This window comes from Streptomyces sp. NBC_01335 (assembly GCF_035953295.1).
Taxonomy (GTDB): domain Bacteria; phylum Actinomycetota; class Actinomycetes; order Streptomycetales; family Streptomycetaceae; genus Streptomyces.
On the sequence record NZ_CP108370.1, the window covers coordinates 3633959 to 3657695 of the forward strand.

The window sequence follows — 23737 nt, forward strand, 5'->3', positions numbered from 1 at the left end:
CACCACCGCGTACGGGCCCCGACCAGTTCATGAGAGAAGTCCATGCCACTGCACTACCAGTCCTGCACCTTCCGCTACGGCCGCAGGTCCCGGCCGGTCCTCGACCGGCTCGACCTGGCCTTCTCCCCGGGCCACACCGTCCTCCTCGGCCCCAACGGGGCCGGAAAGAGCACCCTGCTCGCCCTGGGGGCCGGCGCGTACCGCGCGCTCCCGGGGAACGTACGGTACGGCCGGCTCGACCCTTCCGAGCGGAGCCAGGCGAACGAATACCGGAAGAAAGTCTCCTGGTTGCCCCAGCACCCCGGATTTCTCTCCGGTCTCACCTGCCGCGAGCACGTGGCACATGTCGGATGGCTCAAAGGAATGCGGGAACGCGACGCCTGGCAAGCGGCGGCGAAAGCGATCGACACGGTCGGTCTCGCGGAAAAGGCCGACCACAAGACCAAGACATTGTCCGGCGGCCAACGGCAGCGGATCGCCATCGCCCAAGCACTCGTCCACGACGCGGAATTATTACTCCTGGACGAACCGACCGTCGGACTCGACCCACAGCAACGACGCCGCTTTCTCGACGTCCTGATCCAATTGCGCGGCCAGGTCCACGTCATCGTCTCCACCCACGACATCACCGATCTGGACGAGGCGTTCGACGAAGTCGTCGTCCTCGAAACGGGGAAGCCCCGATTCCGGGGCACCGTGAGGGAATTCGAGGCCCACGCGGCACCGGACTGCGCCCCGGGCCGCCGCCTGGAGAGCGCGTACGCCTCGCTCCTGGAGGCCGGCGAATGAGGGTCTCCTGGGCGAACCTCCGCTCCTCCTCCGCGCCCTGGCTGCTCCTGCCCGTCCTGGTCTACGCCGCCCTGTACATCGACGACGCCGTCTTCACCGAAGCGTCGGGGTACGGGGTCGAATCCGGCGAACTCGCCGCCCGCGCCCTGGTGGTGATCGCCCCCGCCGTGGCCGCCGCCGCCGCGTGGGAGGCCGGACGCCACCGCGTGCTGCGGGCCCTCGACAGCACCGCCCGGCGCGGACCGGTCCGCCGGTTCCTGCGGGCCGCGTCCCCGGTCCTCGTCCTGCTGCTCGTCCTCGTCGCCGGATCGCTCGCGATCGCCCACCACGAGACCGGCGTGTTCCCCGGCGGGGCGGCCGGATGGCTCGCCGTCGCCCACCTCCTCGTGGTCTCCCTGGGCTGGCTCCTCATCGGCCGCCGCCTCGGCAGCGTCGCCCCCGCGAGCATCGCGGCCCCCTCGGTCGCCCTCGTCTGCTGGGCCTGGCTGTCGATGCCGCTCTCCATGAACGCCCTCTGGGTACGCCACACGGGCGGCTACGTCGACCAGATGTCGACCGTCACCGACCTGCGCTCTCCCGCCGCCTATCTGGTGCCCTGGGGCGTCGTCGCCGGACTGGTGCTCGCCTGCTGGACCGCCACCGCGCTGCGCCCCCGCCCGGTCGCCGCGGTGGCCGCCGTCGCCCTCGTGGCCGCCACCCTCGTCACCGGCCGGGCGCTGGTGGCCGACTGGGGCGACACCGCCCCCACCACCCCCCGCGACACCGCCCTGACCTGCCTCGGATCGGCGCCCCGGGTCTGCGTACCGCCGGAGTACGCCCCGCACGCCGCAACGATCCGCAGTGAGGTCCTGGAGCCGGTCCGCCGCCTCGCGGCCGCCGGGATACCCGCGCCCCGCGAACTCCGCGTCGCCTCGGCCGAGTCGCCGCTCGCCCCGGGCACCTGGCCGCTGTACTGGTCGCCGCCCCCGCGCGAGGGCCTGCCCTCCCCCGACGAGTACGCGGCCGACCTCGCGGAATCCGCCGTCACCGGCACCGCGGCCGCAGCCGGGGTCACCGACTGCCGGCAGCCCGGATCGACCGCCGCCGCCTGGGCCGCCCTCGTGGACGGAGTGGACGCACAGTCCGTCCAGGCGGCGCTGCCGCCCACCGAGTGGGAGGCGCTCCAGAAGGTCCGGGCCCGGCCCGCCGCCGCCCAGGCCACCTGGTTCACCGACGCCGCGGTGAGCGGGCGGCACTGCCGGGCCGTCTCATGAACCGCCACGCGCTCGCCGTGCGCCAGTGGTGGGCCGTGCCGGTGGCCCTCGCCCTGCTCGTCCTCGTGTGCAAGGCCGCGGGCACGGTCGAGGTCCCCGTCCCGAGCCTCACCAACAGCCTGAACGGCGCCCCGCTCGCCCACTTCACGCCCCTGCTGGCGGTCATCGCCGTCATGTACTGCGTGGAACGGCGGCTGGCCGACGCGGAGAGCACCGCGGTGGTGCCGGTACGGCTGCTGGACCAGGGCGCCGTCCTGCTCACCGGCGCCCTGGCGCTCGCCGCCGGCGCGTCGGCGGGCATGGCCGTCGCCCGCAACGTCCTGGTGCTGCTCGCCCTCGCGCTCCTCGTCCGGCGAGCCGCCAACGAGGCGGCGGGCACGGCGGTCGCGCTGCTGTACCTCGTCGTCGACCTCGCCCTCGGGCGGACCCGGACCCCGGACGGCCTCGACGCCCACACCTGGTGGGCGGTGACCCTCTACCCGTCGTCGAGCGCCGCCGCGTGGACCGTCTGCGTCGCCGCCCTCCTGCTCGCCCTCACGGTCGCCTTCCCCCGGTACGCCTCCGGGCGGTGAGGGGGAGAGCCGCACGGGGAGGTCGGGGGCGGCGGGCCCTACACGTCGTCGCCCCAGATCTCCCCGCGCGGCTCCCACCACTCCAGGAGCCCCCAGCTCCCGAGCGCGAAGGCGGCCACACCCACCAGAACGGGCACCCAGGGCCGGTACGTCCAGCGCCGCGTCAATGCCCAGGCCAGTACCGGAAGAAGGGCCCCGCCGAGGACGATCAGCGGCAGATCGAGGTAGAGCACGCTCAGGTCCCGTGCGTGGCCCTCAAGGCCGCCGTCGACGTTGACGGCCGCTTTCGGCGCCCACATCAACGGCGCGGCCACCGCGCCGAGTCCGGCGAGAAGGCAGCCGGGGGTTCCGCTGGGGCGATCGACGGGGCTCATGCGCGTACCACCGGGTTCTCGCTCATGCCCCTCACTGACGTACGGGGTAGGCGCGGCGGTTCCGGGGGCACTCCCCGTCCCGGGTGCCGGAACACCGGCTCCGCCCCGGACGGGCGGCCTCGCTCAGACGCGTCGACGGACCTCGGCGGGGCGAACCGGGGCACGCCACCGACCGCCAAGCGATCGAGCAGCCCATGCAGATCCCTGGGTTCGCGCCTGTACCGCGTCGGAACGCCTCGTCCATGATCTGTACGAGCCGCTTGACCTTGGCACCGGGTATTCCCGGCCCTGTCGGGTCCTGCCCCGGAGCAAGCGAAAGGGGCGGTGGGCCGTCCTCGGCCCACCGCCCCCGGAACTGCTACTGCTACTGCTACTGCTACTGCACGATCGTGATCCGGTCCGTGGCCGGCGGGGCCAGCGGGGCGGAGGCCGTGGAGTGGGCCGCCAGGTAGGCGTTGAACACGTCCAGGTCGGAGGGGCCGACCAGCTTGTTCGTACCGAGGGCGAGGGCCGGGAAGCCGTCGCCGCCGCCCGCGAGGAACTCGTTCATCGCGACGCGGTAGGTCTTCGCCGGGTCGATCGCCTCACCGTTCAGCTTGATGCTGCTCGCCGAGACACGGGCGGCGCCGGTCTTCGTCAGGTCGAGCGTGTAGGTGAGGCCCTTCGAGACCTGGAGGATCTTCGGGCTGGCCTCGTTGAGGCCGCTGACCTGCTGCTGGAGCGTGGCGATCAGGTTGGCGCCGGACAGGTCGACGACGTTCATCATGTTGGTGAACGGCTGCACGGTGAAGGACTCGCCGTACGTCACCACCCCGTCGCCCTCACCAGAGGCTCCCGCGTAGACGAGGTCGGCGCGGATGCCGCCCGGGTTCATGAACGCGACCTGCGCGCCGCCCTGGCCGGCCGGGGACAGGCCCTCCAGCTGCGCGTCGGCGATCAGGTCGCCGAGCGGCTTCTCCAGGGCGGTGGAGCCGCGTCCGTTGATGTCGGCGCTGATGAAGCCCTGCGGGCGGCCCGCGATCGGGGCGGCCAGCGCGTTCCAGCGGGCGATCAGCGCGGTCATGTCCGAGGCCGGGGCCTGGTCACGGCTGACGACGTGGTTCGCCGACTTCACCGACGTACGCACGATGTCGTTGGTGCGGCGGTCGTAGGTGAGGGTCGTGTCCGTGTAGAGCTTGCCGAAGGACGCGGCCGAGGTGACCATGCGCGGCTTGCCCGCCGGGTCCGGGATGGTGCAGACGTACGCGTTGTGGGTGTGGCCGGTGACCAGCGCGTCGACCTTCGGGGAGATGCCCTTGGCGATGTCCACGATCGGACCGGAGACACCGGCGCCCGCGCCCGGGCTGTCGCAGTCGTAGTTGTACGAGCCGGAGGCCGGGGCCCCGCCCTCGTGGATCAGCGCGACGATCGACTTGACGCCCTGGCGGTCGAGCTCCTTGGCGTACTTGTTGACCGTCTCGATCTCGTCGTGGAACTGGAGTCCCTTGACGCCGTTGGCCGTGACGATGTTCGGCGTGCCCTCCAGGGTCACCCCGATGAAGCCGATCTTGACGCCGTTCTTCTTCCACACCCAGTACGGCTTGAGGACCGGCTTGCCGGTCTTCTCGCTGGTGACGTTGGCCGCGAGGTACGGGAAGTCCGCGCCCTGGAACTTCTTGCCCTTCTCGTAGCAGCCGTCGGTCGGGTGGCAGCCGCCGTTCTGGAGGCGGCTCAGCTCGTCGATGCCCTCGTCGAACTCGTGGTTGCCGACCGACGTGACATCCAGGTCCAGGTCGTTGAGCGCCTCGATGGTGGGCTCGTCGTGGAAGAGACCGGAGAGCAGCGGGCTCGCGCCCACCATGTCGCCGCCGGCCGCCGTGACGGAGTACGGGTGCCCCTTGCGCGCGGTGCGCAGCGAGGAGGCGAGGTACTCGACGCCACCGGCGCTCACCGACTTCACGGTGCCGTCGGCCTGCGTCTCGGAGACGGTGCCGGACGAACCGGTCGGCGGCTCCAGGTTGCCGTGCAGGTCGTTGAAGGAGAGCAGCTGCACGTCGACCGTCTTGTCGGCCGGCCGGCCGTGGCCGGAGCTCTTGCCGTGCCCGTGGCCGTGGTCGTCGCCACGGCCGTGGGCGCCGGCCGGCATCACGGCGAGCGCGCTCACCGTGGCCACACCGGCCGCCAGGGCGAGCAGCCGCCGGGCTGCGCGGTTCTTCTTCACAGTCGCTGACATCGGTCCCCTTGTGAGTGTTCAGCGTGAGGTTCGTGGTGTTGACATGTCTGTGTCTTTCGTGCCGCAGCCTAGGGTCAACGCGCGTAGCGCGACAGGCTTTCGGGGTTACGAGCTGGTTGCTTTCCCGTCAGAACCCGCGCCAGTCAGCCATATCGCCCATCCCGTGCCCGGCCCGGTGCCATCCGGGTCCCCTCCCGCCCCGGCGTGGTCCCGGCCCGCACAGGACCGGGCGCCGCCTCCCGTACCGGGCGCCGCCACCCGCCCGTACCGCCGTCGCGTGCCCGTACCGCCGTCGCGTGGGCCGTCCGCCGTACGCTCGACAGCATGACGACTGACGCACCCCTCCCCGCCCCGGGCCGCGAGATCCAGACGCTGGACGTGCTCGCCCCCGTCCAGGCCGACGCCGTGCTCGACCTGCTCGCCGAGGCCGCCCGGACCGACGGCCGGCAGGCGGTCTCCGAACAGGGACGGCTCTACCTCCGGGGCGGCCACCGCACCGGCGTCCGCCACCTGTTGCTGACCAGCGGCGGCGTCCTGGCCGGGTACGCGCAACTGGAGGACACCGACCCCGTGGAGGCCCCCGCCGCCGAGCTCGTCGTCCTCCCCGAACAGCGCGGCCACGGCCACGGGCGGGCGCTCGGCGCCGCCCTGCTCGCCGCCAGCGGCAAGCGGCTGCGGGTGTGGGCGCACGGCGGCGGCCCGGCCGCCCGCCACCTCTCGCAGGTCCTCGGGCTCAGCCTCTTCCGCGAGCTGCGCCAGCTCCGCCGGCCGCTGGCCCCGCTCGACATCCCCGAACCCGCGCTGCCCGAGGGCGTCACCGTCCGCACCTTCGTGCCCGGCCAGGACGACGCCGCCTGGCTCGCCGTGAACAGCGCCGCCTTCGCCCACCACCCGGAGCAGGGCGGCCTCACCCAGCGCGACCTCGACGACCGCAAGGCCGAGCCCTGGTTCGACCCGAAGGGCTTCTTCCTCGCCGAGCGCGACGGCGGACTCGTCGGCTTCCACTGGACGAAGGTGCACGCCGAGGAGCACCTCGGCGAGGTCTACGTGGTCGGCATCCGGCCCGACGCTCAGGGCGGCGGCCTCGGAAAGGCGCTCACCGCGATCGGCCTGCGCCACCTCGCCGCCGAGGGGCTGCCCGACGCGATGCTCTACGTGGACGCGGACAACGTGGCGGCCGTGACGGTCTACGAGCGGATGGGCTTCACCACGCACGAGGTCGACCTGATGTACCGCACGGAGTCCTAGGCCGTGTCCGACCATTCCCGCCGGGCGGTCGGTCCGGTCGTACACGGTCCCCCACCGTCCCGGTGACCGGACAACGCGGGCATACCCGCCCCCGGTACCCGCAGGGGGGCGGGTACGGGCAGGTGAGCGCGCCCACGGACCACCACCCCGCGCCCACACCGCTTCCTGCATGTCATGTCACCGTTACCGTCCATTCAGACTCGCTTGCGACTCTCTCGGAATGCAGCCAGCTGTACCCGCCCCCCGCAACGGAAAGCCCCAGCGCCCTCCTGGACCTTCCGCGATCTTTCCCCGCTCCGACGCGCCCATGGGGCCATTCAGCGGGAAGAATGGGTCCATGAGCCAGCAGCCCAGCGCCGACGTCCCGGTCCAGCAGCCCTCGTCGACTCCTCCGGCCCAGCCGTCGGTGGGGTCCCTCGCCGCTCATCGCCCGCCCGCGGTCTCCAAGGGCTCACTGGGCTCGTCGGGGTTCACCACCGCAGCCGACCTGGACCGCGACCTCGACGCCGACGCCGACTCCTACGAGCCGCGCCGCGACGGCGGCAACCTCCCCGCGGACCGCTTCCTCGACCGGGAACGCAGCTGGCTCGCATTCAACGAACGCGTTCTCGAACTGGCCGAGGACCCCGCGACCCCCCTCCTCGAACGGGCTAACTTCCTCGCCATCTTCGCGTCGAACCTGGACGAGTTCTTCATGGTCCGGGTCGCCGGACTCAAGCGCCGCATCGCGACCGGCGTCGCCACCCGCTCCGCGTCCGGGCTCCAGCCCCGCGAGGTCCTGGAACAGATCTGGACCCGCTCCCGCGAGCTCATGGCCCGGCACGCCGCCTGCTACCAGCAGGACATCGCCCCCGCACTCTCGGACGAGGGCATCCAGCTGATCCGCTGGCCCGACCTGACGGAGAAGGAGCAGGCCCGCCTCTTCACCTTCTTCCGCCAGCGCGTCTTCCCCGTCCTCACCCCGCTCGCGGTGGACCCGGCGCACCCCTTCCCGTACATCTCCGGCCTCTCGCTCAACCTCGCCGTCGTCGTACGCAACCCGGTCAGCGGCCACCGCCACTTCGCCCGGGTCAAGGTGCCGCCGCTGCTCACCCGGTTCCTGGAGGCGTCCCCGCAGCGCCACGTCCCCATCGAGGACGTCATCGCCGCCCACCTCGAAGAACTCTTCCCCGGCATGGAGGTGCTCGCCCACCACATGTTCCGGGTCACCCGCAACGAGGACCTGGAAGTCGAGGAGGACGACGCCGAGAACCTCCTCCAGGCCCTGGAGAAGGAGCTCATGCGGCGCCGCTTCGGCCCGCCGGTCCGCCTGGAGGTCGAGGAGTCCATCGACCCCTACGTCCTCGACCTGCTCGTCCGCGAGCTGAAGGTCACCGACGCCGAGGTCTACCCGCTGCCCGGCCCGCTCGACCTCACCGGGCTCTTCGGCATAGCGTCGCTGGACCGGCAGGAGCTGAAGTACCCCAAGTTCATCGCCGGCACCCACCGCGACCTCGCCGAGGTCGAGTCCGCGTCCGCACCGGACGTCTTCGCGGCCCTCCGCGAACGCGACGTGCTCCTCCACCACCCGTACGACTCCTTCTCCACCTCCGTCCAGGCGTTCCTGGAACAGGCGGCGGGCGACCCGGACGTGCTGGCGATCAAGCAGACGCTCTACCGCACCTCCGGCGACTCCCCGATAGTGGACGCCCTGATCGACGCCGCCGAATCCGGCAAGCAGGTCCTCGTCCTCGTCGAGATCAAGGCCCGCTTCGACGAACAGGCCAACATCAAGTGGGCCCGCAAGCTGGAAGAAGCCGGCTGCCACGTCGTCTACGGCCTCGTCGGGCTGAAGACCCACTGCAAGCTGTCGCTCGTCGTCCGCCAGGAGGGCGACACCCTGCGCCGCTACTCCCACGTCGGCACCGGCAACTACCACCCCAAGACGGCCCGGCTCTACGAGGACATCGGCCTGCTCACCGCCGACCCCCAGGTCGGCGCGGACCTCTCCGACCTCTTCAACCGGCTCTCCGGCTACTCCCGCCGCGAGACCTACCGCCGGCTGCTGGTCGCCCCCAAGTCGCTCCGCGACGGGCTCGTCGCCCGCATCAACAAGGAGATCGCCCACCACCGCGCCGGGCGCCCCGCCTACGTCCGCTTCAAGGTCAACTCCATGGTCGACGAAGCGATCATCGACGCCTGCTACCGGGCCTCGCAGGCCGGCGTCCCCGTGGACATCTGGGTACGCGGCATCTGCGCGGTCCGCCCCGGCGTCCCCGGCCTCTCCGAGAACGTCCGCGTCCGGTCGATACTCGGCCGCTTCCTCGAACACTCACGGCTCTTCTCCTTCGGCAACGGAGGCGAACCCGAAGTCTGGTTCGGCAGCGCCGACATGATGCACCGCAACCTCGACCGCCGGATCGAAGCCCTGGTCCGGGTCACCGACCCGGCCCACCGCGCCGCACTCAGCCGGCTCCTGGAGACCGGCATGGCCGACACCACCTCCTCGTGGCACCTGGGTCCCGACGGCGAATGGACCCGCCACTCCACGGACGCGGACGGCCAGCCCCTGCGGCACGTACAGGAAATGCTCATCGACGCACGGAGGCGCAGGCGTGCGACGCCCTGACCAGCAGACGCCCGGTACCGCCACGGCACTCTCCGCCGAGGCGGTCCTCGCGCCCTACCTCCGCGCCCAGGCGGCCGACTTCCTCCGGAGTCTGCGCCTGCACCGCGAACAGAGCGCCCCCACCGACACCGGCGGCCGGGGCGCGGAGGAAGCCGCCCGCGCGCTGCGCCGCTCGGCCCGCCGCATCAGCGGAACCCTGCACACCTTCAAGGGGCTCCTCGACCCCGGCTGGGCCGACCAGCTCCGGGCCGAACTGGCCTGGCTCTCCGGCACCCTCGCCCGCGAGCACGACTGCTCCACCCGGCTCCTGCGCCTCCTCGAAGCGCTCCACCGGCTCTCCGGCGCCCACCTCCCGGCCGCCCGCACCGGCACCGGAAAGGCGACCGCCACCGGCACCGGCCCCGGCAGCGGTACGGCCACGGACCGGGCGGCCCTGGACGTCGGCGCCGCCCGCGCCGGCGCCCTGCTGGAACGCCAGCTCACCCTGGCCCGCACCCGCGCGCACTCCGCCGCGCTCCAGGCGCTCGGCTCCTCGCGGTTCCACGCCGTCGCCGACTCCGTCGCCCTGCTCGCCTCCGAGGTCCCGCTCACCGGCGCGGCCGGCGCCCCCGCCGCCGAAACCCTCCTCGGCCCCTCCGAACACGCCCGCGGCCGGCTGCTCGGCGCCGTCGCAGCCCTGCCACCCGGGGAGGCCGCCGACGTCTACAACGAGGCGCACGACGCGCACTGGCACCAGATCCGGCTGCTGCTCCGCCTCCACCGGTACGCCCACGAAGTCGTGGCCGGCGCCCCCGACCCGGTCCTCGCCGGTCCGGAGCACGCCCTCGACCTGCACCGGGAGGCCTCCGAGGCCGCCTCCGCCGCGTCGGCGGCGGCCCGCACCCCGCGCATCGCCCCCGCCACCGCGTACGCCCTCGGCGTCCTCCACGCCGACCAGCGTCACGAGGTCGACGCCGCCCGCTGCGTGTTCCGCGACACCTGGCCGTACGCCGCGGCCGTGGCGGCGCCATGAGCTCGCCCAGCCCGGTGCTCGCCGCCGGCTGCGTGCTCTGGCGCCGCTCCCCGTACGACGGCGCCCTGCAGGTCTGCCTCGTGCACCGGCCGCGCTACGACGACTGGTCGCACCCCAAGGGGAAGCTGAAGCGCGGCGAGAGCGCGCGGGAGGCCGCGGTGCGCGAGGTGCTGGAGGAGACCGGCCACCACTGCGAACCCGGCACCGCGCTGCCGACCCTGCGGTACGAGGTGAACGGGCACCCCAAGGAGGTCTTCTACTGGGAGGCCCCCGCCACCGGCGGAGCCTTCGTACCCAATGACGAGGTGGACCGCGTCGCCTGGCTCTCCCCCGCCGCCGCCCGTGGCCGGCTGACCCGCCCCGCCGACCGGGTGCCGCTCGACGCCGCCCTGGCCGCCCTGCCGGACGCCTGAAAAGCCGGGAACCTCGGGCCGGACGCCCTGCGGGCCCGTCCTCCCGCGCGTCAACACGGCAACGCGTTCCCGCCCCGGACCACTCCCGCGCGCGTCAACCCCGCACGCACTCCCTCACCCCGGGCCGCACCGCGTCCGGGGCCCCACGCGTGCCCGTGACCCCGCACCGTCCGACACGGTTCACCTTCCGTTCACTCCCTCCCGTAGGGCGCTTCACCTGTTCTGCCTAATTTCGGACTTACACGGTGCGAGGCGCTCAGCCAACGCACCATTCCTCATCGCACGCCGTCGTAGAACGTATCGACCACGGCGGCTCCTGGAAGGAACACCCGAAAGTGAAGCTTCAGCGCAAGAACCGGCTTCGTGCCACCGCGCTCGGTGCCCTCGCCGTCTCCGGCGCCCTGGTCCTCACGGCGTGCGGTTCGGACGACAACACCAGCAGCAGCACGACCGGCGGGTCCAGCCAGTCCGCCTCGGCCGCCGCCTCGGACATCTCCTGCGACGGTGCCACCGGCCAGCTCCTGGCCTCGGGTTCCAGCGCGCAGAAGAACGCCGTGGACCTCTGGGTGAAGAACTACATGGCCGCCTGCTCCGGCGTCGAGGTCAACTACAAGTCCTCCTCCTCCGGCGAAGGCATCATCGCCTTCAACCAGGGCACCGTCGGCTTCGCCGGCTCCGACTCCGCGCTGAAGCCGGAAGAGGTCACCGACTCGAAGAAGATCTGCAAGACCGGCCAGGGCATCAACCTCCCGATGGTCGGCGGCCCGATCGCGATCGGCTTCCACCTCGAAGGTGTCGACAGCCTGACGCTGGACGCCCCCACCCTCGCGAAGATCTTCGACACGAAGATCAAGAAGTGGAACGACGAGGCCATCGCCAAGCTCAACCCGGGCGTCAAGCTGCCGGACAAGGCGATCCAGCCCTTCCACCGCTCCGAGGACTCCGGCACCACGCAGAACCTCGGCAAGTACCTCGCCGCCACCGCCGGTGACAACTGGAAGTACGAGCCCGAGAAGAAGTGGCCGGCCCCCGGCGGCCAGGCCGCGACCGGCTCCGCCGGTGTCGCCGCCCAGGTGAAGCAGGTCGACGGCTCGATCGGTTACTTCGAGCTCTCCTACGCCACCTCGCAGTCGATCTCCACCGTCGACATCAACACCGGCGCCTCCGCCCCGGTCAAGGCCTCCCCGGAGACCGCCTCCGCCGCCATCGCCGCCGCCAAGATCAAGGGCACCGGCAAGGACCTGGCGCTCGACCTCGACTACACCACCAAGGCCGAGGGCGCCTACCCGATCGTCCTCGTCACCTACGAGGTCGTCTGCGACACCGGCAACAAGGCCGAGACCCTCCCGACGGTCAAGTCCTTCCTGACCTACACCGCCTCCGACGCGGGCCAGAAGGTCCTCACCGAGGCCGGCTACGCGCCGATCCCGGCCGAGATCAACACGAAGGTCCGCGAGACCATCGCCGCCCTCTCGTAATCACGCTCCACCCGCTCCACCCCTCCGCCTCCGGCGGAACCCCGTACGGCCCGGCCCCCGACCCGGACCGGGCCGTACGGACACGAACGACCGGCGGCCGGTACGGCAGCAGACCCGCAAGGGCCTCGGCCACCGACCGGCCGCCACGCGATCCCATCCGGTGCACCGCCGCCAGGGGAGCCCCGCTCCCCCACACAGACCGGAAAGACCATGGCCTCCACCACACCGATAGACATCCCACCGGCCCCGCCGGCCCGTCCGACCCGCCCGGCCACATCGACCGGGCGCGCAGGCGACAAGATCTTCCTGGGCCTCTCCCGGGGCTCGGGCATCCTGCTTCTGGTGATCATGGCGTCCATCGCCGTGTTCCTCACCTACCGCGCCGTACTCGCCGTCTCGAAGGACGAGGGCAACTTCCTCACCACCTTCGACTGGAACCCGGCGGGCGACCCGCCGGTCTTCGGCATCGCGGTCCTGCTCTTCGGCACCGTCGTCAGCTCGATCGTCGCGATGGTCATCGCGGTCCCGGTCGCCGTCGGCATCGCCCTCTTCATCTCGCACTACGCGCCGCGCAGGCTGGCCGCCCCCCTCTCGTACGTCGTCGACCTGCTCGCCGCGGTCCCCTCGATCGTCTACGGCATCTGGGGCGCCCTCGTCCTGGTCCCGCACCTGGAGGGCCTCAACCTCTGGCTCGACCAGTACTTCGGCTGGACGTACCTCTTCGAGAAGACCGAGGTCGGCGTCGCCCGCTCCCTCTTCACCGTCGGCATCCTGCTCGCGATCATGATCCTGCCGATCGTGACCAGCGTCAGCCGCGAGGTCTTCCTCCAGGTCCCGCGGATGAACGAGGAAGCCGCCCTGGCCCTCGGCGCCACCCGCTGGGAGGTCATCCGCCTCTCGGTACTGCCCTTCGGCCGCTCCGGCGTCATCTCCGCCTCGATGCTCGGCCTCGGGCGCGCGCTCGGCGAGACGATGGCCGTCGCCACGGTCCTCTCGCCCAGCTTCCTCATCTCGTTCCACCTGCTCAACCCGGGCGGCGGCACCTTCGCCCAGAACATCGCCGCGAAGTTCGACGAGGCCACCCAGCTCGGGCGTGACGCCCTGATCGCCTCCGGTCTCGTGCTCTTCGTGCTCACCCTGCTGGTCAACGGCGCGGCCCGGCTCATCATCGCCCGCCGCAAGGAGTACTCGGGGGCCAACGCATGAGCCACGCACCGACCGGCGTCCAGGACACCCGGACCCCGTCCGAAGGCGCCCTCAGCAGCCGCACCCTCCCCCGCTGGGCACCCCTCGGGTTCGCCGTCGCCGCGATCGCCCTCGGCGTCGGCATAGGCGCCGCGGCCGGCCTCGACAGCCACGTCCAGTGGGGCCTGATCTCCGCCCTGCTCTTCCTGGCGATCTCCTACGTGACGACCACCGTGGTCGAGAACCAGCGCCAGGCGAAGGACCGCCTCGCGACCAGCGTCGTCTGGGTCTGCTTCATCCTCGCGATCGTCCCGCTCGCCTCCCTCGTCTGGACGACGGTGAGCCGCGGCGCGAAGGTCCTCGACGGCTACTTCCTCACCCACTCGATGGCCGGCGTGCTCTCCACCGAGCCCGGCGGCGGCGTCTACCACGCGCTGATCGGCACCCTGGAGCAGGTCGGCATCGCCACCGTCATCTCCGCGCCGATCGGCCTGCTGACCGCCGTATACCTGGTCGAGTACGGCAAGGGCGCCCTCGCCAAGGCCGTCACCTTCTTCGTCGACGTGATGACCGGCATCCCGTCCATCGTCGCCGGCCTCTTCATCCTGTCGATCATGCTCATGGCCGACCTGGGGCCCTCCGGCCTCATGGGCTCGCTCGCCCTGTCGATCCTGATGATCCCGGTCGTGGTCCGCTCCACCGAGGAGATGCTCAAGCTCGTCCCGAACGAGCTGCGCGAGGCGTCGTTCGCCCTCGGCATCCCGAAGTGGCGCACCATCCTGAAGGTGGTCCTGCCGACCGCGATCGGCGGCATCGCCACCGGCGTCATGCTCGCCATCGCCCGCGTCGCCGGTGAGACCGCGCCGATCATCCTGCTCGTCTTCGGCAGCCAGCTGATCAACACCAACCCGTTCAGCGACCCGCAGTCCTCGCTCCCGTACTACATCTGGGAGCAGTACAAGGTCGGTTCCGAGGCGTCGTACGACCGCGCCTGGGGTGCGGCACTGGTGCTGATCGCCTTCGTCATGATCCTCAACCTGGTGGCCCGCGGCATCGCCCGCTGGAAGGCCCCGAAGACCAGCCGCTGACCGCGGCCACGAAAGAAGCAGTGATTCAGATGGCGAAGCGCATCGACGTCAGCGGCCTCACCGCCTACTACGGCACCCACAAGGCCATCGAGGACATCTCGATGACCGTGGAACCCCGCTCCGTGACGGCCTTCATCGGCCCCTCCGGCTGCGGCAAGTCCACCTTCCTGCGCACCCTGAACCGGATGCACGAGGTCACCCCCGGTGGCCGCGTCGAAGGCAAGGTGCTGCTCGACGACGAGAACCTGTACGGATCGAACGTCGACCCGGTCACCGTGCGCCGCACGGTCGGCATGGTCTTCCAGCGCCCCAACCCCTTCCCGACCATGTCGATCTTCGACAACGTCGCGGCGGGGCTGAAGCTGAACGGCAAGTACCGCAAGAGCGAGCTGAACGACGTCGTCGAGAAGTCGCTCCAGGGCGCCAACCTCTGGAACGAGGTCAAGGACCGCCTGAACAAGCCGGGCTCCGGCCTCTCCGGCGGCCAGCAGCAGCGCCTCTGCATCGCCCGCGCCATCGCGGTCGAGCCCGAGGTCCTGCTGATGGACGAACCCTGCTCCGCGCTCGACCCGATCTCGACCCTCGCGGTCGAGGACCTGATCAGCGAGCTGAAGGAACGCTTCACGATCGTCATCGTGACGCACAACATGCAGCAGGCGGCACGCGTCTCCGACCGCACGGCCTTCTTCAACCTCGCCGCCGTCGGCAAGCCGGGCCGTCTCATCGAGATAGACGAGACGGAACGGATCTTCTCCAACCCATCGGTCCAGGCCACCGAGGACTACATCTCGGGCCGCTTCGGATAAACCGCGGTCCGCCCCTCCCCCGCCGCCCCGGACACCCCCGGCGGCGGGCCCCGAACAGCCTCGCGGTGCTGCATGGCGGTGCCACCGCAAGGCCGGAAAGGGGCCGCCCCCGTTCTCTGCGAAGAGAACGGGGGCGGCCCCACATGCGGACACGGTCCGGCGGTTCGTGCGTCAGCCGAAGAGCAGGTACACGATCCCGTAGCTCGCCGCGGCGACCAGCGCCGCCGCCGGCATGGTGATGAACCAGCCCAGGATGATGTTCTTGGCGACGCCCCAGCGGACCGCGTTGACCCGCTTGGTCGCGCCGACGCCCATGATCGCGGAGGTGATGACGTGCGTGGTGGAGATCGGGGCGTGGAAGAGGAACGACGAACCGAACATGATCGACGCGCCGGTCATCTCGGCCGCGAAGCCCTGCGGCGGGTCCAGCTCGATGATCTTCCGGCCGAGCGTCCGCATGATGCGCCAGCCGCCCGCGTACGTACCGAGCGAGAGCATCAGCGCACAGACGATCTTGACCCAGATCGGGATCTCGTCGTCCGGACCCTCGACATCGGCGATGACCAAGGCCATCACGACGATACCCATCGTCTTCTGGGCGTCCTGGAGACCGTGGCCGAGCGCCATGGCGGCCGCCGAGACCGTCTGCGCGATCCGGAAACCACGCTTGGCCTTGTGCGGGTTGGACTTCCGGAACATCCACATGATCGCGACCATGAAGAGATAGCCGACGACCAGGCCGATGACCGGGGAGAGGAACATCGGGATGACGATCTTCTCCAGCACCCCGTCCCAGTGCACCATCGTCCCACCGGCCAGCGCCGCCCCGACCATGCCGCCGAACAGGGCGTGCGAGGAGGAGGACGGCAGGCCGAAGTACCAGGTGACGAGGTTCCAGACGACCGCGCCGACCAGCGCCGCGAAGAGGATGCCCATCCCCTTCGAGCCCTCGGGCGTGGCGATGAGCCCTTCACTGACCGTCTTGGCCACGCCCTGTCCGAGGAACGCGCCGGCCAGGTTCATCACCGCGGCCATCGCCAGAGCCGCCCGCGGGGTCAGCGCCCGCGTGGAGACCGAGGTGGCGATGGCGTTCGCGGAGTCGTGGAAGCCGTTCGTATACGTGAAGCCGAGCGCGACGCCAACGGTCACGATCAGCGCAAAGGTGTCCACTGAAGTCAGGACTCCTTGACCGCGATGGTCTCCACGGTGTTGGCGACGTGCTCGAACGCGTCGGCCGCCTCTTCCAGCACGTCCACGATCTGCTTCAGCTTGAGCACCTCGATGGCGTCGTACTTGCCGTTGAAGAGGTGGGCGAGCAGCTTGCGGTGGATCTGGTCCGCCTGGTTCTCCAGCCGGTTGACCTCGATCCAGTACTCGGTGAGGTTGTCCATGGTCCGCAGGCCCGGCATGGCCTCGGCGGTCAGCTCCGCCGCCCTGGCCAGCACCTCGATCTGCTGCTCGACACCCTTCGGGAGCTCCTCCACCTGGTACAGGACGACCAGGTCGACGGCCTCCTCCATGAAGTCCATGATGTCGTCGAGCGACGACGCGAGGTTGTAGATGTCCTCGCGGTCGAACGGCGTGATGAAGGAGGAGTTCAGCTGGTGGAAGATCGCGTGGGTGGCATCGTCCCCCGCGTGCTCGGCCGCCCGCATGCGCTCCGCGATCTCGGCCCGGGAGGAAGAATCCGCTCCGAGCAGTTCCATCAGGAGTTTCGAGCCCGTGACGATGTTGTCCGCTGATGCGGAGAACATGTCGTAGAAGCTCGTCTCCCTGGGGGTCAGACGAAAGCGCACGTGGGGTCCTCGGGATGCATTGGGTTCGGTCAGGCTGATGCTAGGCGCATCATCCGGCCACGGCTAACCGGCATTCTTCAGTGTCGCCCATCCACCAGCGTGATCAGCACGGCCCCCGGGTCACGTTTCGGCTCGATTCGTTACCCTATACCCACCCGGGGTATACAGCCCGGGGGAGAGTCCGCGCGGCATCCGGCTACATGGCCGGTCAGAGTGGGTGCGACCGCCGACCCGGTCGCTGCCACGGTCGCCGGCCCGGCCGCCGACACGCCCGGGTACGACACAACGGGAGGACCCCATGACCACCACCGAGGCCGCAGGACCGACCGGATCCACACCCCCGGAACCCGCCGGGACCCCGCCCCCGCGTCCGGCCGGTGCCGTCACCGACCACGACCGGGGCATCCACGGCTACCACCACCAGAAGGACGAGCACCTCAAGCGCCTGCGCCGGATCGAAGGCCAGATCCGCGGCCTCCAGCGGATGGTGGACGAGGACACCTACTGCATCGACATACTCACCCAGGTCTCGGCGTCCACCAAGGCGCTGCAGTCCTTCGCGCTCCAGTTGCTGGAGGAACACCTCCGCCACTGCGTCGCCGACGCCGCCGTCAAGGGCGGGGACGAGATCGACGCGAAGGTCGACGAGGCCACCAAGGCCATCGCCCGCCTGCTCCGCACCTGACGGCCGCGCGCCCGGCACCCGTCACGCGGCTCCGCGCACGTGACACGTGCCACGTGGTCCGGATCGGGTCAGGACCTGCGTTCGGACTGGTGGGGGATGCTGCCGGACGGACCGGCGGCCTCGCCCGCGTTGAGCACCTCGTCGATGCGGTCCGGGCTGAGCCGGTCCTCGGGGCTGGAGGATGCGGCGATCATCAGCTCGCCGCAGAGCTCGATCTCGGCGAGGGCCACGTACTCCTGTGCGTTCGGAGCGCTGAGCGTCATCACCTGCGTCACCTCTTCTCTCTACCGTCGCCGGCCCTCGGGGCTGTCCCGCGGTCCCTGGCGGATGCGCGACCACGGCCTTGACACCCAGGGCCTTTCGTTCGGACCGGCCCCGGCCGCGCTGCCGGAACGTCCGCATACATCCCGGATGCGAACGCCCCTCCGCCCTGCGATGCACCGCGTCCGACGCCGCACACTGATCCACCACGGATCACGGGAGAGTCCTTCGGCGCACAGACTCCAAGCGTAGGGACCGGCAAGCGCCGCGCGCATGACACGGACGGGCCATTTCGGCCCCTCCCAAGAGGACTGCTCTCCCCCGCCGAACACCCGTACGCCCGGCCTGTCGCGGCGACGGCCGCCCCGCCCGCGCCCGTACGAACGTCGAAATCCAGCCACCGGTGTCGACCGGGGCACCGGCCAGGACGGCGGCCCGGACGGCGGCCCGTCGGCACGGCTGCGGGGGCCGCCACCCCTGCCACACCCTCCGCCGCGCCCCCTGCCTCCGGACTTGTCGCCGTCACCGCCACCGCCACCGCCGCCTCAGCTCTGCCGGATCTCGCCCGTGTAGAGGTCCGCGCCGTCCGGCAACTCCACGGTGACCGGCGTTCCGAACCCGTACAGCAGCATCGTCGAGACCACCGTCACCGCCGGGCCCTCGGCCGCGAAGGTGAAGCGGTGGCGGACCTTCCGGAGCCGGCCCTCGTCGTCCAGGTAGGCGTCGAAGGGCACCGCGTGCGTGCGGAACCCGTCCGCCGCGGCGCTCAGCGCCGCCCGCGACAGGGGCGAGGCGGCCCCCGCCGCGCTGCCGATGTCCGCCGTCCCCCGGTAGTGGCGGACCCCGACGCCCGCCAGCTCGGTCCGCCCCACGTACGTCACGCCCCGGGCCCGGCGCAGCAGCTCGGCGGCGGCCATCGGGTCGGTGACCCCGCCGGTGACGAGGTTGCCGTCCGCCAGCACCGTGGTGTCGATCCGCACCCACTTGCCTTCCGGGACCCCGGCACCCCGGTTCTTCATGTAGAGCGCGCCGGGCGTCAGCAGCTCGGTGATCGGCCGGTGCTCGTCCGACCCGGCGGCGTCCTTCGGCAGCACCACCTTGATGCGGCCGAGCTGCCTGCGGAAGTCGTACGCCCCCTGGCCCCGGATGGTCACCCTGGTGCCACCGGCCGAGGTCTCCATCGAGGTGTTGGTCTCCGCCCCTCCGGATGCGGCGAGCACGTCCGCCGCCCGGTCGAGCACCTGCGCGGGCGGCTCGTCCGCCGGAACGCCCGCGACCGTCCCGCTCCCCCCGACGGAACAGCCGGCCAGCACCGCGAACACGCCCGCCACGGCCAGCGCGCGGACAGCCAGTGCCGCGCCTTCGCACCTGTGCTGCCGCACCACCATCGCCTGCCAACCCCCAACGACGTCACGCCGGAACCGGGCCCTCGCCCGTCCCGCATAACGACGGCCGCCGCCCCCCGTCACGCCGGGCCACCCCGATCGGCGGCGAGCCCGCACTACCCCCTCCCCTCCGGGCCGCCCCGCCAGTACCGTGGACGCGTGCATCAGGAAGCTTTCCTCCCCGCCCGGCGCACCCCGGCGTGCGCGTCCCCGCCGTCCGGCATCCTCACCCCTGCCGAGCCCGTTCCCGCAGCTCAGGACCATGCGACGAGCACCACCGAACGCGGCTCGTTCTGTCTCGCCCGCTGCACCTGCGGCTGGTCCGGACCGGCCCGCCGCTCGCGCGACCTGGCCCGCACCGACGCCGAACGCCACCGGACAGGAACCTGACCAACCGGGCGCGGCGCCGACCGGCGCCCTCGTCCGGCTCCCCTCACCGCCACACCAGCCCCGGAGCTCCCATGAAGCAGCCGTACCTCCCGGGCCAGGTGGTCCCCGCGCCCCGGCGCCCGAGCCCCGTACCGGCTCCGGCCACGCCTCGGCCGCCCGCCCGCCGCAGCGTGCTGGCCGCCGGCGCGCTCGCCGCGCTCACCTCGGCGACCGCGTCCTGCTCCGCCCCGGGCTCCGGTGCACCGGACCCGGACGCGACGAAGACCGGCCGCGCCGGCGACCCCCGCCCCACCACCGGCTACCCCGCTCCGGCGGGGAGCCCCACCGCGTCGGCCGGCGGGGCGCCGGCGGACTGGCCCGCGCTCGGCCGCGGGCTCGACGGCACCCTCGTACGGCCCGAGGACTCCGCGTACGACACCGCCCGCCGGCTCTACAACACCCGCTTCGACACCCAGCGGCCCGCGGCCGTCGCCTACGTCCGGCACGAGGACGACATACGCACCTGCCTCGCCTTCGCCCGTACGACCGGGACCCCCGTGGCGATCCGCAGCGGCGGCCACTCCTACGCGGGCCTCTCCGGTGGCACCGGCCGGCTGGTCGTCGACGTCTCGGCCCTCTCCGGTGTCGACCGGGACGGCACCATCGGCGCGGGCGCCCGGCTCGGCGACGTCTACCGGGGGCTCGGCGCCCACGGCCTCACCGTCCCGGGCGGCTCCTGCGCCACGGTCGGCATATCCGGCCTCACCCTCGGCGGCGGCCACGGCGTGGCCTCGCGCGCATACGGCCTGACCTGCGACAACCTCACCTCCGCCACCCTGGTCACCGCCGACGGGCAGACCCTGACCGCCGACGCCGGCCGGAACCAGGACCTCTTCTGGGCGCTGCGCGGCGGGGGCAACGGCTCCTTCGGCGTCGTCACCCGCCTCCGCTTCCGTACCTCGCCCGCCCCGCAGACCGTCGTCTGCACGCTCCGCTGGCCCTGGTCCCGGGCGGGCTCGGTGCTCGCCGCCTGGCAGGAGTGGGGGCCCGACCAGCCGGACGAGATCTGGTCCTCCCTCCATTTCGAGGCGGGCGCGGACGGCGCCGACCCGACGGTGACGCTCGCCGCGTTCAGCCTCGGTACCTACGGCGACCTCCAGAACGCGGTGGACCGGCTCGCCGACCGCGCCGGGTCCTCCGCCTCCACCGTCTCCCTGCGCCGACGCGGCTACGAGGACGCGATGCTGGCCTACGCCGGCTGCGCGGGCCTCACCGCCGACCAGTGCCACCTGCCCGGTACGACCCCGGGGCGCACCGCCGGGGGAGCCCTCGGGCGCGAGACGTACGCGGCTGCCTCCGACTTCTTCACCCGCTCGCTGCCGCCCGAGGGGCTGCGCGCCCTCACCGGGGGCGTCGAGGCGTTCACCCGCCGGGCCGTCGGCGAGGGCGGCAAGGGCTCGGTCATCCTCACGGCCCTCGGCGGGGCGATCAACCGGGTCGCCCCGGACGCGACCGCCTTCGTGCACCGCGACTCCCGGATGCTCGTCCAGTACATCGCCGCCTGGAGCCCGGACGCCCCCGGGGCCTCGGCGACCGGGGCGCAGGGCTGGCTGAAAGACATCCATGCGGCGATGGGCCCGCACGCCTCCGGGGAGGCGTACCAGAACTACGCCGACCCCACGCTCACCGGCTGGCGCCGCGCCTACTTCGGCTCCTCCGCCGACCGGCTCGGACAGCTCCGCGACCGGTACGACCCCGGAGGGCTCTTCGCCGGACCGCAGACGCCGTGAACCCGCCGCTCCGTCGGCCCGGGCGTACCGGGCGTACCGCTCCTGCACGTCCTGCACGTCCTGCACGGAACAGGGCGCCGGCCCCCACCGGGGAACCGACGCCCTGCCATTGACCGGCTGATCCGCTTGCCTGCTTGCCCGCTGATCAGCTCATCCGTGTTCCTGTCGATCCGCTGATCCGTGTTCCTGCTGATCGGCTGATCGGCTTTCCGCTTTCCCGCTGCCCCGCTTCGCGCCTGAGGCGTGCTCAGGCGGCGAGGTCCTTGTCGCCCGTACCGCCGCCGCGGCTCGATCTCGGCTCGGGGACTCCGAGCGTCCCGCCGAGGCCGCCGGCCGGGCGGGCCGCCCGCCGCGACCGCACGAGGAAGCCCGCCCGCGGCGACCGGGAGACGGCCGCCACCAGCGGGGTCAGCAACGCCGTGGCCAGCGGGGCGAGGAGGAGCGTGACGGCCGTACCCAGGGCGAGGCCGCCGACGACGTCGGTCGGGTAGTGCACGCCCATCCAGACGCGGCAGAACCCCTCCGCGAACGCGAGCCCCAACGCGACGAACCCGAACTTCCGGCCCGCCACGAAGATCCCGACCGCCATGGCCATCGCCATGGTGGCGTGGTCGCTGACGAAGGAGAAGTCGTTCTTGCCGTCGACCAGGACGTCGAGCCCCGCATGGTCCTTGAACGGACGCGGGCGCTCCACGAACCCCCGGATGGGGATGTTGACGAGAAGGGCGATCCCCGCGGCGAGCGGAGCCCAGACGAGTGCGGCGACCGCCGTCACCGAGTCCTCGGCCGTGCCGCGCCGGCGGGCGTTCCACCAGCACCACAGGACCACCAGGACCATGCCGAGCATGATCCCGTACTCACCGACGAACTCCATGACGCTGTCGAGCCACGCCGGAGAGGACTTCGCCAGCCCGTTGATGTCGTAGAGCAGGCTGACGTCGGGGTTCGACCCATCGAGTGCGAGTCCAGCCATCTGCTGCGGCCCCTTGCCTTGTCTGCTGCCGCGACGCGCGTCCATGCGCGCCGCCCGTGGTCGTACCCCCCGCAATCGGTGCGATCCGGTACCGCGTACCTCCCGTCGCGTCCTGCGACGCGACGGCGGTCAGGCGATCGCGCATGGTCAGTGCGCGGGCCTTCCCTTCCAGGGAACGGCCTTCCGGTAGCGACGGTTCCGCCCTCCACCGAATGATCACCATGACGTTATCGAAGAGTGACTCATCGTCGCATCTCGGGGCCCTGGCTTCACGGAGAGTTCCTGGCACCACTCCCACCCCGGTGACCCGCGTCGGCCGCGTGAGTCCCGTACGCCCCTCGCACCCCTCGCACCCTTCATGCCTCTCACGCCTGGGGGAGAGCGGTGGGGAGCGCCGCGGCACCGTCCTTGGTGACCCGCGTCGCACCGAAGTAGTCGGGGCTGTCGATCTTGTCGAAGCGGATCACCGCCCCGGTGTACGGTGCGTTGATCATGTACCCGCCACCGACGTAGATCCCCACGTGGTGAATGGCCCGCGAGTTGGTCAGATCGTCGGAGAAGAACACCAGATCGCCGGGGAGCAGCTCGTCCCGGGCCGGATGCGCCCCCGCGTTGTACTGGTCGTTGGCGACCCGGGGGAGCTCGATGCCCACGCTCCGGTACGCGGCCTGCGTCAGCCCGGAGCAGTCGAACCGGCCGCCCTGCTCCGCCGTACCGTTGCCGCCCCAGAGGTACGGCGTGTTCAGCTTCTGCTGCGCGTAGTAGATCGCCCCGGCCGCCTGCTGGGAGGGCGCCACCCGGCCGACCGGCTTCGCGAAGCTCTTCTCCAGCGAACGGATGATCTTGACGTAGTTCTGCGTCTCGGCGATCGCCGGAACCCCGCCCGCCCGGATGACCCGGTACGCGCCCGCGTTGTAGGAGGCGAGCATGTTGTCGGTCGGATCACCCGGCACGTCCTTCACGTACCCGGCGAGCTCACAGTCGTAGGAGGCTGCCGACGGGATGGCGTCGGCCGGGTCCCACACGTCCCGGTCCCCGTCGCCGTCCCCGTCGACACCGTGCGTGGCCCAGGTGCCCGGGATGAACTGCGCGATCCCCTGGGCCGCCGCCGCGCTCTGCGCCCGCGGGTTCCAGCCGCTCTCCTGGTAGAGCTGGGCGGCGAGCAGCGCCGGGTTGATCGCGGCGCAGAGCGTGCCCCACTTCTCCACGAGCGGCTGATACCGCGCGGGCACCGCCCCCGCGGCCAGCCCGACCGACCCGTTCGCCCCCGCGATACCCGCGGCGGCGGAGTACGTACCGACGACGAGCAGCCCCACGAAGCTGAGGCACAACCCGATCCCGCCGCCGACGACCACCCAGTATTTCCGCACCCCTCAACCATCCCCTACCGAGCCACGGTTCAAGGGTCGTTTCGAGGGTGTGTACGAATCGTTCGAAGCA

At 71.7% G+C, this 23737-nt stretch carries 22 protein-coding genes; 14 read left to right on the plus strand and 8 right to left on the minus strand.

What is annotated here, in order from left to right; genetic code table 11:
* Window positions 1-42 precede the first annotated feature (42 nt).
* Genes OG599_RS15640 through OG599_RS15650 form a run of 3 tightly spaced genes read left to right on the plus strand, consistent with a single transcriptional unit; the run spans window position 43 to window position 2614 of the window.
* A complete protein-coding gene (locus tag OG599_RS15640) occupies window positions 43-789 on the plus strand; it encodes an ABC transporter ATP-binding protein (protein WP_327176594.1) in 747 nt (248 codons plus the stop codon).
* Complete coding sequence (locus OG599_RS15645) at window positions 786-2042, plus strand: DUF7224 domain-containing protein (protein ID WP_327176595.1); 1257 nt, start codon at window positions 786-788, stop codon at window positions 2040-2042. Before OG599_RS15640 ends, OG599_RS15645 begins: the two co-directional genes overlap by 4 nt.
* Entirely contained in the window at window positions 2039-2614 is a 576-nt protein-coding gene (locus OG599_RS15650) for a hypothetical protein (protein ID WP_327176596.1), read from the plus strand. Before OG599_RS15645 ends, OG599_RS15650 begins: the two co-directional genes overlap by 4 nt.
* A 38-nt stretch (window positions 2615-2652) precedes the next feature.
* Here OG599_RS15650 and OG599_RS15655 read toward each other — a convergent pair whose 3' ends face one another.
* Both OG599_RS15655 and OG599_RS15660 read right to left on the minus strand, forming a co-directional pair.
* Complete coding sequence (locus tag OG599_RS15655; RefSeq protein ID WP_327176597.1) at window positions 2653-2988, minus strand: hypothetical protein; 336 nt, start codon at window positions 2986-2988, stop codon at window positions 2653-2655.
* 376 nt (window positions 2989-3364) lie between these two features.
* Window positions 3365-5200 carry a bifunctional metallophosphatase/5'-nucleotidase gene (locus OG599_RS15660; RefSeq protein WP_327176598.1) on the minus strand — a complete coding sequence of 612 codons (1836 nt, stop codon included), beginning with the start codon at window positions 5198-5200 and terminating at the stop codon, window positions 3365-3367.
* Between the two features lie 324 nt (window positions 5201-5524).
* On the opposite strand from OG599_RS15660, the gene mshD reads away from it, so the two are divergent.
* From mshD to pstB, 8 genes are all read left to right on the plus strand, one after another.
* Window positions 5525-6448, plus strand: coding sequence for a mycothiol synthase (mshD, locus tag OG599_RS15665; RefSeq protein WP_327176599.1), 924 nt, complete (start codon window positions 5525-5527; stop codon window positions 6446-6448).
* Window positions 6449-6785: 337 nt separating this feature from the next.
* Window positions 6786-9056 carry an RNA degradosome polyphosphate kinase gene (locus OG599_RS15670; protein ID WP_327176600.1) on the plus strand — a complete coding sequence of 757 codons (2271 nt, stop codon included), beginning with the start codon at window positions 6786-6788 and terminating at the stop codon, window positions 9054-9056.
* Window positions 9043-10068, plus strand: a complete 1026-nt coding sequence (locus tag OG599_RS15675; RefSeq protein ID WP_327176601.1) for a CHAD domain-containing protein — start codon at window positions 9043-9045, stop codon at window positions 10066-10068. The genes OG599_RS15670 and OG599_RS15675 overlap by 14 nt, the downstream gene beginning before the upstream one ends.
* Window positions 10065-10481, plus strand: a complete 417-nt coding sequence (locus tag OG599_RS15680; RefSeq protein ID WP_327176602.1) for an NUDIX hydrolase — start codon at window positions 10065-10067, stop codon at window positions 10479-10481. Before OG599_RS15675 ends, OG599_RS15680 begins: the two co-directional genes overlap by 4 nt.
* A 335-nt stretch (window positions 10482-10816) precedes the next feature.
* Window positions 10817-11959, plus strand: coding sequence for a phosphate ABC transporter substrate-binding protein PstS (pstS, locus tag OG599_RS15685; RefSeq protein ID WP_327176603.1), 1143 nt, complete (start codon window positions 10817-10819; stop codon window positions 11957-11959).
* Window positions 11960-12169: 210 nt separating this feature from the next.
* The gene (gene pstC, locus OG599_RS15690; RefSeq protein WP_327176604.1) at window positions 12170-13165 is read left to right on the plus strand and encodes a phosphate ABC transporter permease subunit PstC; all 996 of its coding nucleotides are present in this window, start codon (window positions 12170-12172) and stop codon (window positions 13163-13165) included.
* The gene (gene pstA / locus OG599_RS15695) at window positions 13162-14232 is read left to right on the plus strand and encodes a phosphate ABC transporter permease PstA (protein ID WP_327176605.1); all 1071 of its coding nucleotides are present in this window, start codon (window positions 13162-13164) and stop codon (window positions 14230-14232) included. Before pstC ends, pstA begins: the two co-directional genes overlap by 4 nt.
* 29 nt (window positions 14233-14261) lie before the next feature.
* Window positions 14262-15038 carry a phosphate ABC transporter ATP-binding protein PstB gene (gene pstB / locus OG599_RS15700; protein WP_327176606.1) on the plus strand — a complete coding sequence of 259 codons (777 nt, stop codon included), beginning with the start codon at window positions 14262-14264 and terminating at the stop codon, window positions 15036-15038.
* Window positions 15039-15209: 171 nt separating this feature from the next.
* On the opposite strand, the gene OG599_RS15705 is transcribed toward pstB, so the two are convergent.
* Together OG599_RS15705 and OG599_RS15710 are read right to left on the minus strand one after the other, a co-directional pair.
* Window positions 15210-16208 (minus strand): inorganic phosphate transporter, encoded by a 999-nt coding sequence (locus OG599_RS15705; RefSeq protein ID WP_327176607.1) that lies wholly within the window; start codon window positions 16206-16208, stop codon window positions 15210-15212.
* Window positions 16209-16213: 5 nt separating this feature from the next.
* Complete coding sequence (locus OG599_RS15710; RefSeq protein ID WP_266706158.1) at window positions 16214-16834, minus strand: DUF47 domain-containing protein; 621 nt, start codon at window positions 16832-16834, stop codon at window positions 16214-16216.
* 298 nt (window positions 16835-17132) lie between these two features.
* Here OG599_RS15710 and OG599_RS15715 point away from each other — a divergent pair, with 298 nt between their 5' ends.
* Window positions 17133-17519, plus strand: a complete 387-nt coding sequence (locus OG599_RS15715; protein ID WP_327176608.1) for a metal-sensitive transcriptional regulator — start codon at window positions 17133-17135, stop codon at window positions 17517-17519.
* A 68-nt stretch (window positions 17520-17587) separates the two neighbouring features.
* On the opposite strand, the gene OG599_RS15720 is transcribed toward OG599_RS15715, so the two are convergent.
* Both OG599_RS15720 and OG599_RS15725 read right to left on the minus strand, forming a co-directional pair.
* Window positions 17588-17782 (minus strand): hypothetical protein, encoded by a 195-nt coding sequence (locus tag OG599_RS15720; RefSeq protein WP_327176609.1) that lies wholly within the window; start codon window positions 17780-17782, stop codon window positions 17588-17590.
* A gap of 543 nt (window positions 17783-18325) precedes the next feature.
* The gene (locus tag OG599_RS15725) at window positions 18326-19168 is read right to left on the minus strand and encodes a hypothetical protein (RefSeq protein WP_327176610.1); all 843 of its coding nucleotides are present in this window, start codon (window positions 19166-19168) and stop codon (window positions 18326-18328) included.
* Window positions 19169-19324: 156 nt separating this feature from the next.
* Between OG599_RS15725 and OG599_RS15730 the strand changes: the two genes are divergently transcribed.
* Both OG599_RS15730 and OG599_RS15735 read left to right on the plus strand, forming a co-directional pair.
* On the plus strand, window positions 19325-19555 hold the full coding sequence (locus OG599_RS15730; RefSeq protein WP_327180296.1) for a hypothetical protein: 231 nt from the start codon (window positions 19325-19327) through the stop codon (window positions 19553-19555).
* A gap of 71 nt (window positions 19556-19626) precedes the next feature.
* On the plus strand, window positions 19627-21324 hold the full coding sequence (locus OG599_RS15735) for an FAD-binding oxidoreductase (protein ID WP_327176611.1): 1698 nt from the start codon (window positions 19627-19629) through the stop codon (window positions 21322-21324).
* 247 nt (window positions 21325-21571) lie between these two features.
* On the opposite strand, the gene OG599_RS15740 is transcribed toward OG599_RS15735, so the two are convergent.
* Both OG599_RS15740 and OG599_RS15745 read right to left on the minus strand, forming a co-directional pair.
* Window positions 21572-22297, minus strand: coding sequence for a phosphatase PAP2 family protein (locus OG599_RS15740; RefSeq protein WP_327176612.1), 726 nt, complete (start codon window positions 22295-22297; stop codon window positions 21572-21574).
* Between the two features lie 365 nt (window positions 22298-22662).
* Window positions 22663-23667 (minus strand): C40 family peptidase, encoded by a 1005-nt coding sequence (locus tag OG599_RS15745; RefSeq protein WP_327176613.1) that lies wholly within the window; start codon window positions 23665-23667, stop codon window positions 22663-22665.
* Window positions 23668-23737: the final 70 nt, after the last annotated feature.